This is a genomic window from Microbacterium sp. I2, from assembly GCF_051364985.1.
Lineage (GTDB): Bacteria > Actinomycetota > Actinomycetes > Actinomycetales > Microbacteriaceae > Microbacterium.
The window spans coordinates 268066-283648 of sequence record NZ_JBLWIH010000010.1 but is presented as its reverse complement, the minus strand read 5'-3'; the positions used below and the strand labels follow the sequence as shown (position 1 = coordinate 283648).

At 69.9% G+C, this 15583-nt stretch carries 14 protein-coding genes; 8 read left to right on the top strand and 6 right to left on the bottom strand.

What is annotated here, in order from left to right; all coding sequences use genetic code 11:
• Positions 1 to 43: 43 nt before the first annotated feature.
• From ACLKM7_RS10515 to ACLKM7_RS10495, 5 genes are read right to left on the bottom strand one after another with little or no spacing between them, the layout of a single operon-like run.
• Positions 44 to 1549 (bottom strand): amidohydrolase family protein, encoded by a 1506-nt coding sequence (locus ACLKM7_RS10515; protein ID WP_436447134.1) that lies wholly within the window; start codon positions 1547 to 1549, stop codon positions 44 to 46.
• Complete coding sequence (locus ACLKM7_RS10510) at positions 1546 to 2184, bottom strand: FMN-binding negative transcriptional regulator (RefSeq protein ID WP_436447133.1); 639 nt, start codon at positions 2182 to 2184, stop codon at positions 1546 to 1548. The genes ACLKM7_RS10515 and ACLKM7_RS10510 overlap by 4 nt, the downstream gene beginning before the upstream one ends.
• Positions 2185 to 2222: 38 nt before the next feature.
• Positions 2223 to 3221, bottom strand: a complete 999-nt coding sequence (locus ACLKM7_RS10505; protein WP_436447132.1) for an Fpg/Nei family DNA glycosylase — start codon at positions 3219 to 3221, stop codon at positions 2223 to 2225.
• A gap of 6 nt (positions 3222 to 3227) precedes the next feature.
• Positions 3228 to 3773 (bottom strand): ribose-5-phosphate isomerase, encoded by a 546-nt coding sequence (locus ACLKM7_RS10500; RefSeq protein ID WP_436447131.1) that lies wholly within the window; start codon positions 3771 to 3773, stop codon positions 3228 to 3230.
• A gap of 44 nt (positions 3774 to 3817) precedes the next feature.
• Positions 3818 to 4996, bottom strand: coding sequence for a ferrochelatase (locus ACLKM7_RS10495; protein ID WP_436447229.1), 1179 nt, complete (start codon positions 4994 to 4996; stop codon positions 3818 to 3820).
• Between the two features lie 180 nt (positions 4997 to 5176).
• Here ACLKM7_RS10495 and pepN point away from each other — a divergent pair, with 180 nt between their 5' ends.
• The 8 genes from pepN (at position 5177) to ACLKM7_RS10455 (ending at position 14861) form a co-directional block, all read left to right on the top strand.
• Positions 5177 to 7723, top strand: coding sequence for an aminopeptidase N (pepN, locus tag ACLKM7_RS10490; protein ID WP_436447130.1), 2547 nt, complete (start codon positions 5177 to 5179; stop codon positions 7721 to 7723).
• An 81-nt stretch (positions 7724 to 7804) separates the two neighbouring features.
• The gene (locus ACLKM7_RS10485; protein WP_436447129.1) at positions 7805 to 8716 is read left to right on the top strand and encodes an ABC transporter ATP-binding protein; all 912 of its coding nucleotides are present in this window, start codon (positions 7805 to 7807) and stop codon (positions 8714 to 8716) included.
• A complete protein-coding gene (locus tag ACLKM7_RS10480) occupies positions 8713 to 9519 on the top strand; it encodes an ABC transporter permease subunit (RefSeq protein ID WP_436447128.1) in 807 nt (268 codons plus the stop codon). The genes ACLKM7_RS10485 and ACLKM7_RS10480 overlap by 4 nt, the downstream gene beginning before the upstream one ends.
• Positions 9520 to 9529: 10 nt before the next feature.
• Complete coding sequence (locus ACLKM7_RS10475) at positions 9530 to 10816, top strand: sensor histidine kinase (RefSeq protein WP_436447127.1); 1287 nt, start codon at positions 9530 to 9532, stop codon at positions 10814 to 10816.
• A complete protein-coding gene (locus ACLKM7_RS10470) occupies positions 10813 to 11508 on the top strand; it encodes a response regulator (protein ID WP_436447126.1) in 696 nt (231 codons plus the stop codon). The genes ACLKM7_RS10475 and ACLKM7_RS10470 overlap by 4 nt, the downstream gene beginning before the upstream one ends.
• Before the next feature lie 57 nt (positions 11509 to 11565).
• Complete coding sequence (locus ACLKM7_RS10465; RefSeq protein WP_436447125.1) at positions 11566 to 12666, top strand: mechanosensitive ion channel family protein; 1101 nt, start codon at positions 11566 to 11568, stop codon at positions 12664 to 12666.
• Positions 12663 to 13166, top strand: a complete 504-nt coding sequence (locus tag ACLKM7_RS10460; protein ID WP_436447124.1) for a globin — start codon at positions 12663 to 12665, stop codon at positions 13164 to 13166. The genes ACLKM7_RS10465 and ACLKM7_RS10460 overlap by 4 nt, the downstream gene beginning before the upstream one ends.
• Before the next feature lie 30 nt (positions 13167 to 13196).
• Complete coding sequence (locus ACLKM7_RS10455) at positions 13197 to 14861, top strand: FAD-binding dehydrogenase (RefSeq protein WP_436447123.1); 1665 nt, start codon at positions 13197 to 13199, stop codon at positions 14859 to 14861.
• A gap of 5 nt (positions 14862 to 14866) precedes the next feature.
• Here ACLKM7_RS10455 and ACLKM7_RS10450 read toward each other — a convergent pair whose 3' ends face one another.
• Positions 14867 to 15538 carry a hypothetical protein gene (locus ACLKM7_RS10450; RefSeq protein WP_436447122.1) on the bottom strand — a complete coding sequence of 224 codons (672 nt, stop codon included), beginning with the start codon at positions 15536 to 15538 and terminating at the stop codon, positions 14867 to 14869.
• Positions 15539 to 15583: the final 45 nt, after the last annotated feature.

The following is a 15583-nucleotide window of genomic DNA, read 5'->3' as shown; positions in this document are numbered from 1 at the left end:
TCCCGGAACCGCAGGGGGGCGGGCCCCCGCACGAAGTGGCGGATTACACGATGTGAGTGAGCCGGCCGGCCAGAAGCGTCGCGTAGACGGGCATGGTCCGCATCGACGCCTCGTCCGCCCGCAGCGGGTCGTGCTCGACGACGGCGAGGTCGGCGACGTCACCCGGCTCGAGACGCGCCGGCGTGGCCGATCCGCCCCGCGTCGAAGCGGACAGCGCGGTCGCGGGAGTGAGGCGCTGGTGAGGCTGCCAGGGCTCGCGGCCGTCGCGCGTGCGGAAGACGGCTGAGGCCATCGCGGCCCACGGATCCAGGGGCGAGACGGGTGCGTCCGAGCCGAAGAGGAGCGTGGCACCGGAGTCCGCGAGAGCCTGCAACGGGTACGGCTGCGCCGTCTGGTCCGCCCAGATGGTATCGGTCAGGTCGCGGTCATCGAGCGCATGCTCGGGCTGTACGCTGGCGCCCACGCCGAGGCGCGCGAAACGCGGGATGTCGGCGTGCGCGACCAGCTGCGCATGCTCGATCGTGCCCCACGCACCGGTCGCGGTGAACGCGTCCAGCGCATGGGAGTTGGCGACGTCGCCGATCGCGTGGATCGCCGACGCGATGCCGGCACCGGTCGCGCGTGTCATGAGGTCGACGAGGGTCGCCGTGTCGACCGTGATCACGCCGTGGTTGTGAGGGTCTCCGGGGTAGGCGTGCGAGCACGCGGCCGTACGCGTGCCCAGCGAGCCGTCCGTGATCACCTTGAGCGCTCCGACGCGGACGAGATCCGATCCCCCGCCTCGCGCGATGTCGCCGGTCTGCAGACCCTCGGCCATCGCGCGGTCGAGGAACTCGGGATAGATGCCGAACGACACCCGGAGCGCGTCGAATCCTGCCGCGACGCGACGTACCCACGCCTCCTCGTTCCACGCCATATCGAGGTCGACGATCCCGACCACACCTCGGGATGCGGCGTCGTCCGCCATGCGCGCGACGAGGGGGTCGGCGACGTCGGCGGGCACCGCGTTGAGACGGCGCGAGATCTCGAACGCCGGCTCCTCCCGGAGGATGCCGACGCCGTCGGGCTCGAAGCCTTCTCGCCGCAGTGCCGCAGAGTTGAGCCACACGCTGTGAACGTCAGCGTTGATGAGATAGGTCGGGGTCTCGCCGGTCGCGGCATCGAGGACGGCGAGACTCGGCGTATCGGGCCACAGTGCGTCCCGGAATCCGGTTCCGACCCGGCGACCGTCGGGCAGCGGCTGCGCCGCGCCCATCACGGCCGCGGCGTGTGCGGCCGAGGTCGTCGACCCCAGGGGCACGCGCTGTGCCACGAGCGCCCACTGCACCACGTGCACGTGATGATCCCACAGACCCGGGACCAGCCAGCGACCGTGCGCCTCGAGCACGAGTCCCCGGCGGGGCAGGGCGCGAGCCGGCGCGATATCGACGACGAGTCCGTCCGCGATGTGGACGTCGACCGGCTCGTTCCCGAACGGATCGGTGCGTTCCGCTCCGGTCAGCCGCACGTCGGCGATGACGTCGGGCGACTCTCCCCTGACCGCTGTCACCGCGCGGCCTTGCGCGCCTCGAAATCGCGGCGCATCTCATCCGCGAGCCGCGGATCCGCGTACGCACCGCCGCCGTCGAGCTCCGCGATGACCGTCTCCACGACCTCGTCCGACTTGTTCTGGCTCAGCTTGCGCTTGCCGACCACCCGCGTGGGCGTCAGCCGGAATCCGACCGTTCCCTTCTCCAGCCGCGTCACGAAATCGGGGTCGTTCGGACGTTCCCACAGCAGGCGGGGCTGCGGCATCCCGTTCTCGAAATGCGCCACCAGTTTGTCGAGCACGCGCAGATTCTCGTCGGGAGTGAGGATCTCGGGGATGCCGCTGAGGTGCGCAGAGACGAAGTTCCAGGTCGGCACGCTCGGTGTGTCGCCGTACCACCCCGGCGAGACGTACCCGTGCGGGCCCTGCACGACGACCAGCAGTTCGCGCTCACCGAGCCCGTGGACCAGATCGTCGGGCTTGCCCACGTGCCCGACGATGGTCAGATCGTCGCGCTCGTCGTCCAGGAGGACGGCATAGTGCGACGCGACCAGGCCGTTGTCGGTCGAGCTCACGAGAGTCACCCACGGGTTTCGGGCGATCAGCCGGCGGATCTCGGCCACATCGGTCATCGCGAAGCTCGGGTTCTGGCGCATGGCACCAGCCTACGAGTGAGCTGCGGACCTGACGCGCGTCACGCCTGGCATCGGGGGCACCAGTAGAGCTTGCGGCTCGCCGCCTCTTCCACGACGATCGAGGTCCCGCACACACGACACGGCAGTCCGGCCCGGTGGTAGACCCAGTGCCGGTCGTCCCGGCTCGCCATCGCCTTGCGGTACGACACCGGGTCGAGGTCGTCCATGGTCATCATCTGACCCGTCTCGACCCCGATGGCGATCAGCCGCACCCAGTCCCGCCAGAGCTCCCGCACGACATCCTCGGGCACCTCGCGCCCCGGCGTGTGCGGGTTCTGCCGCGCCCGGAACAACAACTCGGCCCGATACACGTTCCCGATGCCGCTCACCACGTTCTGGTCCATCAGGAGAAGGCCGATCGGCGTCGGCTTGCGGCGGACGACTGCCGTGAACCGCTCCTCCCCCTCGGCCACATCATCGACGAGAGGGTCGGGCCCGAGCTTCGCGATCGTCGCGGCGACCTCGTCGGGTGTCTGGAGCTCGCACGCTGTCGGGCCCCGCAGATCGGCGCAGGTCGTCGGCGTGAGCAGCCGCAGTCGCACCTGCCCGACGACCGGAGGCGGCCATTCGTCGCCCTCATCGGCAAGACCGGTCGTCTGCTCCGACATGCGCACGTGCACGCGAGCCCGCCGGGGCGCGCCGATCGACGTCAGGGAATTCTCGCCGGCATCGTCGAGGATCGGCCCGTCCACATCGGTGCCGCGCTGGTTCGTCTGTCCCATGCGGCCGTTGGCCGACGCGATGGTGGGGTCGACGAGGATCTCGCCGGCGAAGTCCCACGCACCGTACATCCCGAGGTGGACTCGCAGCCACAGGTCGTCGTCGAACCCGAGGAACATCTGCTTGCCGACCGCGCGCACCTCGGTCGCCGAGCGACCGCTGATGACGGCGGCACCTTCGACGAACCGGCCCTGCGGACTGGATGCCTCGACCGTCCGGCCGACGAAGTTGCGATCAAACTGGCGGGCGATGCGATGGACGGAGTGTCCTTCGGGCATCGCGCCTCAGCCCGCTTCGGGGTCGAACGAGCTGTCGTCGGCCGCAAGCACGTCCGGGCGAGGGATCGGTGCCCGCGGGTCGGGCTCGAGAGTGCCATCCTGCTCGTACGCCGCCAGCTGCGCGATGCGGCGCGCGTGGCGCTCCTCGCCCGAGAACGGCGTCGAGATGAAGCGGTCGATGAACGCCGCAGCCTCCTCGAAGGTGTGCTGCCGCGCGCCGATCGCGATCACATTGGCGTCGTTGTGCTCGCGCGCCAGCTCGGCTGTGGCGATGCTCCACACCAGAGCGGCCCGCGCGCCGAGCACCTTGTTCGCGGCGATCTGCTCGCCGTTGCCCGAACCGCCGAAGACGACGCCGAGGGTCTCGATGCCGGCGGACTGGTCGCGGACGACCGCCTGCGCCGCCCGGATGCAGAACGCCGGATAGTCGTCGAGGGCGTCGTACTCGACCGGGCCGTGGTCGATCACCTCGTGGCCGGCTTCGGCCAGGTGATGCTGCAGCTGCGTCGAGAACTCGAGGCCGGCGTGGTCGGTCGCGATGTGGATGCGCATGGTCACAATCCTAGGGACCGTACGGATCGTTCAGCCGACGGCGGTCACGGAACGATCCCGGCCGCCGCCGGCTTGAATCCCGCGCGCACGTTCTCGCAGCACGCCGGACGGCACACGTCGAACCACGGGCCCAGGTCCGTGGCGTGCGGGCGATCGGTGGCGCGCGTCCCGCGCAGGCGCTCCTCGACGAGGTCGACCAGGCCCGACACGAAGACCGGGTCGATGCCCGGTGTCGGTGTGCGCACAGCGCGCAGCCCGGCCGCGGCCGCGGCGTCCATCGCCTCGGTGTCGAGGTCCCACAGCACTTCCATGTGGTCGCTCATGAATCCCAGCGGCACGATGGCGACGGCTTCGACGCCCGCCCCCGGCAGCTGTTCGATCACATCGTTCACATCCGGCTCCAGCCACGGCTGGCTGGGCGGACCCGACCGCGACTGGTAGACGAGGTCCCACGCGACGTGCTCGGCGCCGGACACTTCCGCCGCGACCGCCGCCATGACGACCTCAGCCACCGCTCGGTGCTGCGCGGCGTAGGCGCCGCCCTCGCCGAACGCGCGGTGGAGCTCGTCGCCCTCACGGGGGCCGGAGCGCTCGGCATCCGCCGTCGGGATGCTGTGGGTCGAGAAGAGCACGCGCACCGCGCCGGGAGCGATGCCCTCGGCCAGGAACGTCGCGACGGCGTCGCGGACCCCGTCCACGAACGGCTGCACGAACCCCGGGTGGTCGAAGAACTGCCGTACCTTGTCGATCGTCACGGCGCCGGAGAGGCCCGTCTCCGACAGCACACGGGCGAAGTCCTCGCGATACTGGCGGCAGCTCGAGAACGACGAGTACGCGCTGGTCGCCAGGGCGAGCAGGTTCGTGCGGCCGACGGCCGCGGCATCCTGAACCGCCTCCTCGAGGTACGGAGACCAGTTTCGATTGCCCCAGTACACCGGCAGGTCGATCTCTCGCCGTGCGAGTTCCGCCTCGAGGGCGGCCTTGAGCGCACGGTTCTGCGCATTGATGGGGCTCACGCCTCCGAAGTGACGGTAGTGGTGCGCGACCTCTTCGAGCCGTTCGTCCGGGATCCCCCGTCCACGCGTCACGTTCCGCAGGAACGGGATGACGTCATCCTGGCCTTCGGGACCGCCGAATCCCGCGAGCAGCAGCGCGTCGTAAGCGACGGGCTCCTCGACGTGAGGGCGACCGGATGCCGCGGCCGCAGACGCGAACGGAACCATGTGCTGCTCACCAGAAGTCACCCCACCATCCTGACACCGCCGCCGCCCCGCTTCGTCCATGGGCTCCCTATCCCCAGGCTCCTCTCGTGCACGCGCGCTGGCATAGGCTGGGACGGTTGTCGCCGGCGCCATCCGCACCGGACGGCGCGATGTCACCGTCCACCTACGGGAGCAGAACAAGTGCCTGGAGAGAACCTCACCCGCATCGAGGCGCAGGAGCGCCGCGCGATCGTCGACACGCAGTCGTACGACGTCGTGCTCGACCTGACGAAGGGCGCCGAGGTCTTCGGCTCGCGCACCGTCGTCCGCTTCACGGCAACCCCCGGTGCATCGACTTTCATCGACCTCATCGCGCGAGAGATCCGCGAGATCACGCTGAACGGCCGGGCGATCGACCCCGACCGCGCCTTCGCCGACTCCCGCATCGCGCTCGATGACCTCGCAGCCGAGAACGAGCTCGTGATCGACGCGGACTGCCTCTACACGAACACCGGTGAGGGACTGCACCGCTTCGTCGACCCGGTCGACGACGAGGTGTACCTGTACTCGCAGTTCGAGGTGCCCGACTCGCGCCGCATGTACCCGGTGTTCGAGCAGCCCGACCTGAAGGCGACGTTCCAGTTCACCGTGACGGCGCCCGAGCCCTGGAAGGTCGTCTCGAACTCGCCGACGCCCGAGCCGAAGAAGCACGGCGACGGCACCGCGACCTGGCGGTTCGAGCCGACACCACGCATCTCGTCGTACATCACCGCCCTCATCGCGGGTCCGTACGAGGCCACGTTCTCGGAGCTCACGAGCGCCTCGGGCCGCGTCATCCCCCTCGGGGTCTACGGACGCAAGAGCCTGTGGCAGTTCCTCGACGCCGACTACATCTTCGACAAGACGCGCCAGGGCTTCGCCTACTTCGAGGAGAAATTCGACTACGCGTACCCCTTCGCGAAGTACGACCAGCTCTTCGTCCCCGAGTTCAACGCCGGCGCCATGGAGAATGCCGGCGCCGTGACCTTCACCGAGAGCTACGTCTTCCGCAGCAAGGTGACGGATGCCATCAAGGAGCGTCGCGTCGTCACGATCCTGCACGAGCTGGCCCACATGTGGTTCGGCGATCTCGTGACGATGAAGTGGTGGAATGACCTGTGGCTGAACGAATCGTTCGCCGAGTGGGCGTCGACGATCGCCACGGCCGAGGCCACCGAGTGGACCGAGGCCTGGACCACGTTCAACGCGATGGAGAAGACCTGGGCCTATCGCCAGGACCAGCTGCCCTCGACGCATCCCGTCGTCGCGCAGATCAACGACCTCGAAGACGTCCAGGTCAACTTCGACGGCATCACGTACGCCAAGGGCGGATCGGTGTTGAAGCAGCTGGCCGCGTGGGTGGGCATCGAGCAGTTCTTCGCCGGAGTGGCCGCCTACTTCAAGAAGCACGAGTGGTCCAACACCGAGCTGAGCGACCTGCTGTCCGAACTCGAGACCACGAGCGGGCGTGAGCTGTCGACCTGGTCGAAGAAGTGGCTCGAGACCGCCGGAGTCAACACCCTCTCCCCCGAGATCGCGACCGACGTGGACGGCACCATCACTCGTTTCGCGATCGTGCAGACGGCCCCGGCCGACTACCCCACGATCCGCCCCCACCGCCTCGGAGTCGGGTTCTACGACCTGGACGGCGACGCGCTGGTTCGCGTACACCACATCGAGCTGGACGTCGACGGCGACCTCACCGAGGTGCCTGAGCTGAAGGGGCGCAAGCGTCCTGATCTCGTGCTCCTGAACGACGACGACCTCGCGTACGCCAAGATCCGCCTCGACGAGCGCTCACTCCAGACCGCGATCGACCACCTGGGCAAGATCAGTGATCCGCTCGCGCGGTCCCTGGTGTGGGGTGCCGCGTGGGACCAGACGCGCGATGCCGAGGGCTCCGCCTCCGACTACGTCGACCTGGTGCTGCGCAACATCGGCACCGAGACGGAGTCGACCACTGTCCGTACGACGCTCGCCCAGCTGCAGCTCGCCGCGAACTCGTACGTCGCGCCCGACAAGCGCGAGGCCACGCGCGAGAAGGTGGCCGAGGCACTCTGGCGACTCGCGCAGAGCGCCGAGGCGGGCAGCGACAGCCAGCTGCAGTTCGTCACCGCATTCGCCAGCGCCGCCGCGACGGCCGCCCAGTGGGAGAAGGTGCGACAGGTGCGCGACGGCGGTGTCGTGTTCGAGGGCCTCGAGATCGACACCGACCTGTCGTGGCAGCTGCTCGTGTCGCTCGCCGCCGGTGGGCTCGTCACCACCGCCGACATCGACGATGCGCTCGCGTCCGACAACACCGCCAAGGGCGGCGAGTTCGCGGCCCAGGCGAAGGCAGCCCTGCCCACCGCCGAGGCGAAAACTGCCGCGTGGGCATCGCTGGTCGACAGCGACGAGCTGCCCAACACGCTCGTCCGGTCGGCCGCGCTCGGGTTCGTCCACCCCGCGGGGCGCGACCTGCTCGAGGCGTTCGTGCCGCGTTACTTCGATGCGGTGCTGCCCATCTGGGAGTCGCGGACGTACAAGATCGCCGAGTACCTGATCGCGGGGCTCTACCCCGCGCCGCTCGCGAACGTCGCTCTTCGCGACGCGACCCGCGCCTGGCTCGAGGCCAATGCCGCCGCCGCGCCGGCGCTGCGCCGTCTCGTCGCCGAGAATCTCGCGGGCGTGGAGCGCGCCCTGTCGGTGCAGGGACGCGACGCCGAGTAGTACTCCGGTACCACGCCACCAGCGAAAGACCCCCCTGTCGTCCGATGTGACGCAGGGGGGTCTGTCCGTAGCGTCGGTTGCATGATCGTCGCAGAGAACCTCAGCAAGAGCTTCGGCGCCAAGCGCGCCGTCGCCGATGTCAGCTTCACCGTCCAACCGGGAAAGGTCACCGGCTTCCTCGGCCCCAACGGCGCGGGCAAGTCCACCACGATGCGCATGATCGTCGGGCTGGACCGTCCGACGGGTGGCCGCGTCACCGTCAACGGACGCCCCTACGCCCAGCTGCGCTCGCCCCTGACCGAGGTCGGGGTGCTGCTGGACGCCAAAGCAGTCCACACCGGACGCACCGCCCGCAATCACCTGCGGGCCATGGCCGCGACCCACGGCATCCCGCGCACGCGCGTCGACGAGGTGATCGAGCTCACCGGCATCGGGTCGGTGGCAGGCAAGCGCGCCGGCAAGTTCTCGCTGGGCATGGGGCAGCGGCTCGGTATCGCGGCGGCGCTGCTCGGCGATCCCCACACCCTGATCCTCGACGAGCCCGTGAACGGGCTCGATCCCGAAGGCGTGCGCTGGGTACGTCAGTTCGTGCGGCATCTGGCGGCAGAGGGACGCACCGTGCTGCTGTCGAGCCATCTCATGAGCGAGATGGCGCAGACGGCCGACCACGTCATCGTCCTCGGACGCGGTCAGGTCCTCGCGGACGCCGATCTGTCGGCACTCGTGCGGGCATGGACCAGCAACGCCGTCCTGGTCCGATCCCCGCGCCTCAGCGAGCTGGTGGCCGCGGTGTCCGGCCCGGAGATCACGGTGACGGCGTCCGAGCCGGGCATGGCCGAGATCACCGGCATCACCGCGGCGGCTCTCGGTGACCTCGCGGCCTCGCTCGGCGTCCCGGTGCACGAGCTCACCTCACGCAGCGGCTCCCTCGAAGACGCGTACCTCGCGCTCACCGGGGATTCCGTCGAGTACAAGACCAAGGAGATCGCATGACCGTCCTCACCGCCGAGCCCACGACACGCTCGGACGCCCGACCCTCGGCCTACCGGCTCAGCTTCGCCCATCTGCTCCGCAGCGAGTGGGTCAAGATCGTGACGCTGCGGTCGACGTGGTGGTCGCTCGGAGTCGCCGCTGTGCTCTCGATCGGCATCTCGATGATGATCGCCGCCGCATCCTCGAGCTTCGGACCCGGTTATCCGGCCGTCAGCGCCATCCTGTCGCCGACGCAGTTCACGATGCTGGTCGCGGGGGTTCTGGGCGCGATCGTGATCACGGGCGAGTACTCGACCGGAATGATCCGCTCCACCCTCACGGCGGAGCCCCGCCGCGGCGCGGTCGTGCTGGCCAAGGCCGTCGTCGTGGCCGTGCTCATGGCGGTCACCAGCGTGGTGATCTACGCGATCGCCATCGCGGCGACCGCCTCCATCCTCACCGAGGGCATCGACTGGTCCGAGCCGTCGCAGTCCATCGTCCCGCTCGCGTTCGGCGTCCTGTCCATGGTCGCCTTCACGCTGATCGGTCTCGGCTTCGGCTTCATGGTGCGTAACGGCGCCGGCGCGATCGCCGTCACCGTCGGCGTGCTGTTCGTGCTGCCGATCGTGTTCAGCCTGTTCTCGATGGCCGGCGAGGACTGGCGCTGGATCGTCGACCTCGCGGACTATCTGCCGATGAACGCCGCGGCAGCGCTGGCGTCACCCGGCACCGAAGAACTGGCTGCTCCGCTGCTGGCCCTGACCGGCTGGGTGCTCGCCCCGCTGGTGATCGGCTGGGGCGTGCTGCGGACGCGCGACGCGTAGAGTCGAGCGGATGTCGCGTCCAGAATCGCAGGCCGTCGTCGGCGCCCTTCCCGGCACCGACGACGGCCTGCATCTGCCTCGGCCGCCGGGCGTTCTCCGCCGCTTCTGGTCTCGTCATCCGCGATTCGCCGATGTGCTCGTCGCGCTCCTGGCCCTGCTCCTGTCGGCGCCGGCGGCGACGTTCCGCACCGACTTCGCGATCGTCCCCACTCCCGTGCAGACCTGGTTCGCGATCATCCTCCTGGTGCTGGCCTGCGTCGCCCTCGTCTTTCGTCGCACGCGCCCCCTGACGGTCTTCGTCGCGGCCATGATCCCGGCGATCGTTCTTCCACCGAGCCTCGCGCCGACGACGCACCTGATTCCGGCATTCGCGCTCTACGCCGTCGCGGTGTACCGCTCGGCGCGGGCGTGCTGGACGGCGTTCGGTGTGGCCTCCGGCGCGCTGGTGGTCTACGCCGCCGCGGCGACGATCGCCCTCCCCTCCGAACTGCCCTTCCTGGTGTCAACCTTGGTCTCGGCAGTGGTCGGACTGCTGATCGGCGGTCTCATCGGGACGAACGTCGGAAACCGGCGGCGCTATCTCGAGGCACTCATCGACCGGTCTCGCCAGCTGATGGTGGAGCGCGACCAGCAGGCGCAGCTCGCCGCCGCCGCCGAGCGCACGCGAATCGCGCGCGAGATGCACGACATCGTCTCTCACAACCTCACGGTGGTCGTCGCCCTCGCTGAGGGCGCCACAGCCACTCCCGACGCCGGGCGCGCACGGGCCGCCACCGAGCAGATCGCCACGACCGCCCGTGGTGCGCTCACCGAGATGCGCTCCATGCTCGGTGTGCTGCGCGACCCCGACGTCGCGGACGGGGCGCTGCTCGCACCGGCCGAGTCCGCGAACGTCGCCGCCGCCGTCGAGGCCGCACAGCGCGCCGGCTACCCGGTCGTGCTGCACACCGAGGGAAGCCCGGACGCTCTCCCTGCCGACCTGCGCTTGGCCCTGACCCGCATCGTGCAGGAGTCGCTCACCAACGCCATGCGCCATGCCCCGCTGGCGACGATCATCGACGTGCGGGTCGTCGTCCGCGAGGATGCCGTCGACGCGCTCATCGTCAATGACGGCGCCAGGAAGGGGGCGCGCTCGGCCGATGCCGGCTCACGAGGCGGGTACGGGATCCCGGGGCTGCACGAGCGAGTCGCCCACGTCGGCGGCTCGCTCTCGGCGGGTCTCGTCGATGACGACCGCTGGATCGTGCGCGCTTCCCTCCCACGCCCGCGGTCCCCGCTCGAGGATGACGCCACATGACCCGAACCATCCGCGTCCTCTTGGTCGATGACCAGGAGCTCATCCGCCTCGGGTTCCGCCTCGTCCTCGAGGCAGAACCCGACATCGAGGTGATCGGCGAAGCGGCGGACGGCGACGAGGCGATCCGTGCCGTGCTCGCGGACGCGCCGGATGTCGTGCTGATGGACATCCGGATGCCGCGCACCGACGGCATCACCGCGACACGCGAGATCGTGCGCGCGCACCCTGAAACTCGCGTCCTCGTGCTGACGACGTTCGATCTGGACGAGTACGCCTTCGGCGCACTGGATGCCGGCGCGGGCGGGTTCCTCCTGAAAGACGCGCAGCGGTCAGAGCTGACCGCGGCGATCCGAGCCGTGCACCGCGGCGACGCGGTGCTCGCTCCCCCGGTCACGCGAAGGCTCGTCGAGCGTCTGCGCGCGGCGCCCGCTCCGGCGCTCGCCGAAGGGGAGCCCGATCCCACGGCGGACCTCACCGATCGGGAGCGCGATGTGTTCCTCGCGATCGCCCAAGGCATGACCAACTCCGAGATCGCCCGGCATCTGTTCGTGAGCGAGTCCACCGTGAAGACCCATGTCGGCCGCGTGCTGGCGAAGATCGGGGCGAGAGACCGGGTGCACGCCGTCATCCTGGCCCACCGCCACCGCCTTGTGGACGCGTCGGCACCCCTCCCGCCCGACACACATCACTGACGAGCCAGGAGCGGGCGTTCAGCGGAGGCGGAGGCATCCGTCGTTAGGATCGTGACGATGATCCGCGTTCCCCTCGACACCCCCGAAATCACCGACCCCGCTCTCTGGCAGGAGATCGGTGACTTCTTCGTACGCGCGGGGTGGAACCTCGTCGCTGCCGTGGGGATCCTCCTCGGCGCGATCCTGCTGGTGTGGGTCCTGCGCCTCGTCATCAACCGCGTCGTGAACCGCATCGTGAGCGGCGCGAAATCCAAGGCCAACGTCGACGACACCCAGGCGCTGGAGCGCTCCCCGCTCGCCTCGGTACGACTCGTGCAGCGCACCCGCACGCTGGGATCGATCCTGCACAACATCGTCAACGTGACGATCGTCGTGATCGCGCTGCTCCTGATCGTCAACGTCTTCGCGCCCAACGCCCTGGCGTCGCTGACGCTGCTGACCGCGGCGATCGGCGCCGGCCTCGGCTTCGGCGCGCAGAACATCGTCAAGGACGTGCTCAACGGCATCTTCATCGTCGCCGAGGACCAGGTCGGCATCGGCGACGTCGTCGACCTCGGGCTCGCCACCGGCATCGTCGAGTACGTCAGCGTGCGCGTGACCCACGTGCGGGACGTCAACGGCACGCTGTGGTACGTGCGCAACGGCGAGATCACGCGGATCGGCAACCTGTCGCAGGGCTGGTCGCGCGTCATCATCGATCTCTCGGTCGCCGTCGACTCCGACATCGAAGAGGTCGAGAAGGCCATGCTCGACACCGCGAAGGGTCTCGCCAAGGACCCGAAGTGGCGCACCCGGATCCTCGAGCAGCCCGAGGTATGGGGGCTGGAGTCCATCTCGGGCGATGCCCTCGTCATCCGCCTCGTGATGAAGACCCGTGCGAACGCGAAGGACGATGTGGCGCGCGAACTGCGGATGCGACTGAAGCACGCCGTCGACGAGATGGGCATCACCCTCCCGGCGCTGAACACGATCATGCCCACCGGCATCGAGGGGGCGTTGCGGGTGCGAGGCGCGAACCCGCCGAAGACCAAACCCAACCCGGTCGCGCCGGCGGCAGTCGAGCGTCCGGTGTGGCGGCCGAAGCGCACGAGCAAGAAGTCGCAGCCGCAGCCCGGCGGCGACGCCGCACCCGGAACCTCCCCGGAAGGGACGCCATGACCGACTCCGCTCCCGCAGACGCCACCCCCGCGCCCGGCGCCGCACCCCTGAGCTTCTACGACGAGGTCGGCGGCCACGAAACGTTCGTCCGGCTCGTCGACGCCTTCTATCGTGGTGTCGCCGACGACGAGGTGCTCCGGCCGATGTACCCCGAGCAGGACCTCGGCCCGGCGAAGGAGCGCCTCACGACGTTCCTCGAGCAGTACTGGGGTGGGCCGTCGACATACAGCGAGCAGCGCGGGCACCCGCGCCTGCGGATGCGCCACTCGCCCTTCCACGTCAATCCGGACGCTCGCGATCGCTGGCTCGCCCACATGCGGACAGCCGTCGACGAGCTCCATCTGCCGCCGCTGCACGAGACCACGCTGTGGGATTATCTCCAGCGCGCCGCGTTCGCGATGGTGAACACGTTCGAGCCGACGGGCATCGGTCCTGCCAGCGACGGCCGCGCCGCCGGATCCCTGCCGGTCACCGCGGCGCCTCCCGACCCATCGCCCTGACGCATCCACCCCGCCGACGAAGGAGTCGACATGCCCCTCGCCACACACTCCACCGACGTCCTCATCATCGGATGGGGGCTCGCCGGACTCGTCGCTGCGAGTGAGGCCGCGGCTGCCGGGAAGCGCGTGACGATCGTCGATCAGGAACCGCGCACGAATCTCGGCGGTCAGGCGTGGTGGTCGTTCGGCGGGCTGTTCTTCATCGACTCCCCCGAACAGCGCCGGCTCGGGGTGCGCGATTCGCTCGAGCTGGCACGCCAGGACTGGTTCGGAAACGCCGGCTTCGACCGCGATGAGGACCTGTGGCCGCGGCGGTGGGCGGAGGCGTATCTGCAGTTCGCCCACGAGGAGAAGCGATCCTGGTTGCGTCAGAAGGGCGTCGGGTTCTTCCCGATCGTCGGGTGGGCGGAGCGCGGCGGATACACCGCGACCGGACCCGGGAACTCGGTGCCGCGGTTCCACATCACGTGGGGCACCGGACCCGGCATCGTGGCGCCGTTCCAGGCCGCCGTCGAGGACGCCGAGAGCAGAGGCCGCATCACGATCCTCCCCCGGCACAAGGTGACGTCGCTCACCACGACGTCGGGCGTGGTCGTCGGGGCGGAGGGCGACATCCTGGCGCCTTCGGGCGCCGCGCGCGGCGTCGCCAGCTCTCGGGAGGCCGTCGGTTCGTTCGCGATCACCGCCGGAGCCACGATCGTCGCGTCCGGCGGCATCGGGGGCAACCACGAGCTGGTGCGGAAGTGGTGGCCCGAGCGCCTCGGGACACCTCCCGAGGCCATGGTCACCGGTGTGCCCGCGTACGTCGACGGTTCCATGCAGGTCGTGACCGAGGCCGCGGGCGCGCGACTGATCAACGGCGATCGGATGTGGCACTACGTCGAGGGCATCCAGAACTGGGATCCCATCTGGCCGGATCACGGCATCCGGATCCTCCCCGGACCGTCGTCGGTCTGGCTCGACGCCACCGGCACGCGCCTGCCGGTGCCCCTCTTCCCCGGCTTCGACACGCTGGGCACGCTGGCGCACCTGCGGGCGACCGGCTACGACCACTCCTGGTTCGTGCTGTCGCAGAAGATCATCGAGAAGGAGTTCACTCTCTCGGGCAGCGAGCAGAACCCCGATCTCACCGGCAAGGATGTCCGTCTCCTCGCGAAGTCCCGGCTCGGAAAGGGCGCCGCCGGGCCTGTGCAGGCCTTCATGGACAACGGGGCCGACTTCGTCGTGCGCGACACACTGGACGACCTCATCTCCGGCATGCGGGCGCTGCCGGGTGGCGAGGTCCTCGACGCGGAGCGAGTGCGATTCGAACTCGAGGCGCGCGACCGCGAAGTCGCCAACGACTTCACCAAGGACGCCCAGATCGCGATGCTGCGCTCTGCCCGCGCCTTCCGGGGCGACCGCCTGATCCGCACCGCGAGCCCTCACCGCATCCTCGACCCCGGTGCCGGCCCCCTCATCGCCGTCAAGCTGCACGTGCTCACGCGCAAGTCCCTCGGCGGCATCGAGACCGACCTGTCCGGGCGCGCTCTCGGGGCGAACGGCGAGCCGATTCCGGGGCTGTATGCCGCGGGCGAAGCGAGCGGGTTCGGTGGCGGCGGGGTGCACGGCTATCGCGCGCTCGAGGGCACGTTCGCCGGCGGATGCCTCTTCTCGGGGCGCGTCGCGGGGCGCGCTGTCGCTGCGGCTGTCTGACGCCGTCAGCGCCCGCCGGTGCGCCGTACCGGCCCCAGACCGCTCGCCACCGGCCCGCGCACCAGGACGTGTCCGCGCTGCAGGCTCACCCGCGTCCAGGCGCCGCTCACGAGGACGCGGGCCGACTCGCCGCCGCTGATGAACCCCATGCTGAGCGCAGCGAACGCGGCGCCCAGTGGCAGACCACCCAGCTCATCGTCGGGTGCTCCCCAGACGTGTGCGCGGACGGCTCGCACAGCGTCTTCCCCGGCATCCGTCGGCACCTCGTCCGCGACCCGCGCGATCCCGCCCTGTGCTTTGGCCGCGAGCAGCGCAGTGTCGAGCGATGCCCGGGGCTCCCATCCGCTTCGCGGCGGCGCGATGCCCGCCCACGCCGGTGACAGCGCCGTCTCGGGAAGGCTCACGGCGCTCGGCTCGTCGAGGACCGCAGACAGGACGGATGCCTCGACGACGAGGTCGCACACCAGCTCCGGATCCGCGGCCAGCGTCCGCATCGCCAGGACCGTGGGCGTGGCGTCTCCGATGCCCTTCGGCGCCAGCGGCGCCGCGGTCATGGCCAGCACACCGCCGCTCGCCTGCAGCCGAACGCCTTCCGTGGTGAAGCGCGCGGCGCGGCCGGCGAACGTGAGCGCGTCCGCGGCCGAGGCCGGGTCGGCGAGGAGCAGGCGCGGAGACATCGCCCTAAGCTACCAAGCAGATCGACGGGCGGAGGCCGCCCCGGA

What these genes read in the sequence shown, in the direction of transcription:
- ACLKM7_RS10485 (WP_436447129.1), top strand. Translation starts at nt 7,805, where the DNA reads ATGATCGTCGCAGAGAACCTCAGCAAGAGCTTCGGCGCCAAGCGCGCC.
- ACLKM7_RS10450 (WP_436447122.1), bottom strand. Translation starts at nt 15,538, where the DNA reads ATGTCTCCGCGCCTGCTCCTCGCCGACCCGGCCTCGGCCGCGGACGCG.
- ACLKM7_RS10480 (WP_436447128.1), top strand. Translation starts at nt 8,713, where the DNA reads ATGACCGTCCTCACCGCCGAGCCCACGACACGCTCGGACGCCCGACCC.
- ACLKM7_RS10495 (WP_436447229.1), bottom strand. Translation starts at nt 4,996, where the DNA reads ATGGTTCCGTTCGCGTCTGCGGCCGCGGCATCCGGTCGCCCTCACGTC.
- ACLKM7_RS10455 (WP_436447123.1), top strand. Translation starts at nt 13,197, where the DNA reads ATGCCCCTCGCCACACACTCCACCGACGTCCTCATCATCGGATGGGGG.
- ACLKM7_RS10465 (WP_436447125.1), top strand. Translation starts at nt 11,566, where the DNA reads ATGATCCGCGTTCCCCTCGACACCCCCGAAATCACCGACCCCGCTCTC.
- ACLKM7_RS10505 (WP_436447132.1), bottom strand. Translation starts at nt 3,221, where the DNA reads ATGCCCGAAGGACACTCCGTCCATCGCATCGCCCGCCAGTTTGATCGC.
- ACLKM7_RS10460 (WP_436447124.1), top strand. Translation starts at nt 12,663, where the DNA reads ATGACCGACTCCGCTCCCGCAGACGCCACCCCCGCGCCCGGCGCCGCA.
- ACLKM7_RS10470 (WP_436447126.1), top strand. Translation starts at nt 10,813, where the DNA reads ATGACCCGAACCATCCGCGTCCTCTTGGTCGATGACCAGGAGCTCATC.
- ACLKM7_RS10475 (WP_436447127.1), top strand. Translation starts at nt 9,530, where the DNA reads ATGTCGCGTCCAGAATCGCAGGCCGTCGTCGGCGCCCTTCCCGGCACC.
- ACLKM7_RS10510 (WP_436447133.1), bottom strand. Translation starts at nt 2,184, where the DNA reads ATGCGCCAGAACCCGAGCTTCGCGATGACCGATGTGGCCGAGATCCGC.
- ACLKM7_RS10500 (WP_436447131.1), bottom strand. Translation starts at nt 3,773, where the DNA reads ATGCGCATCCACATCGCGACCGACCACGCCGGCCTCGAGTTCTCGACG.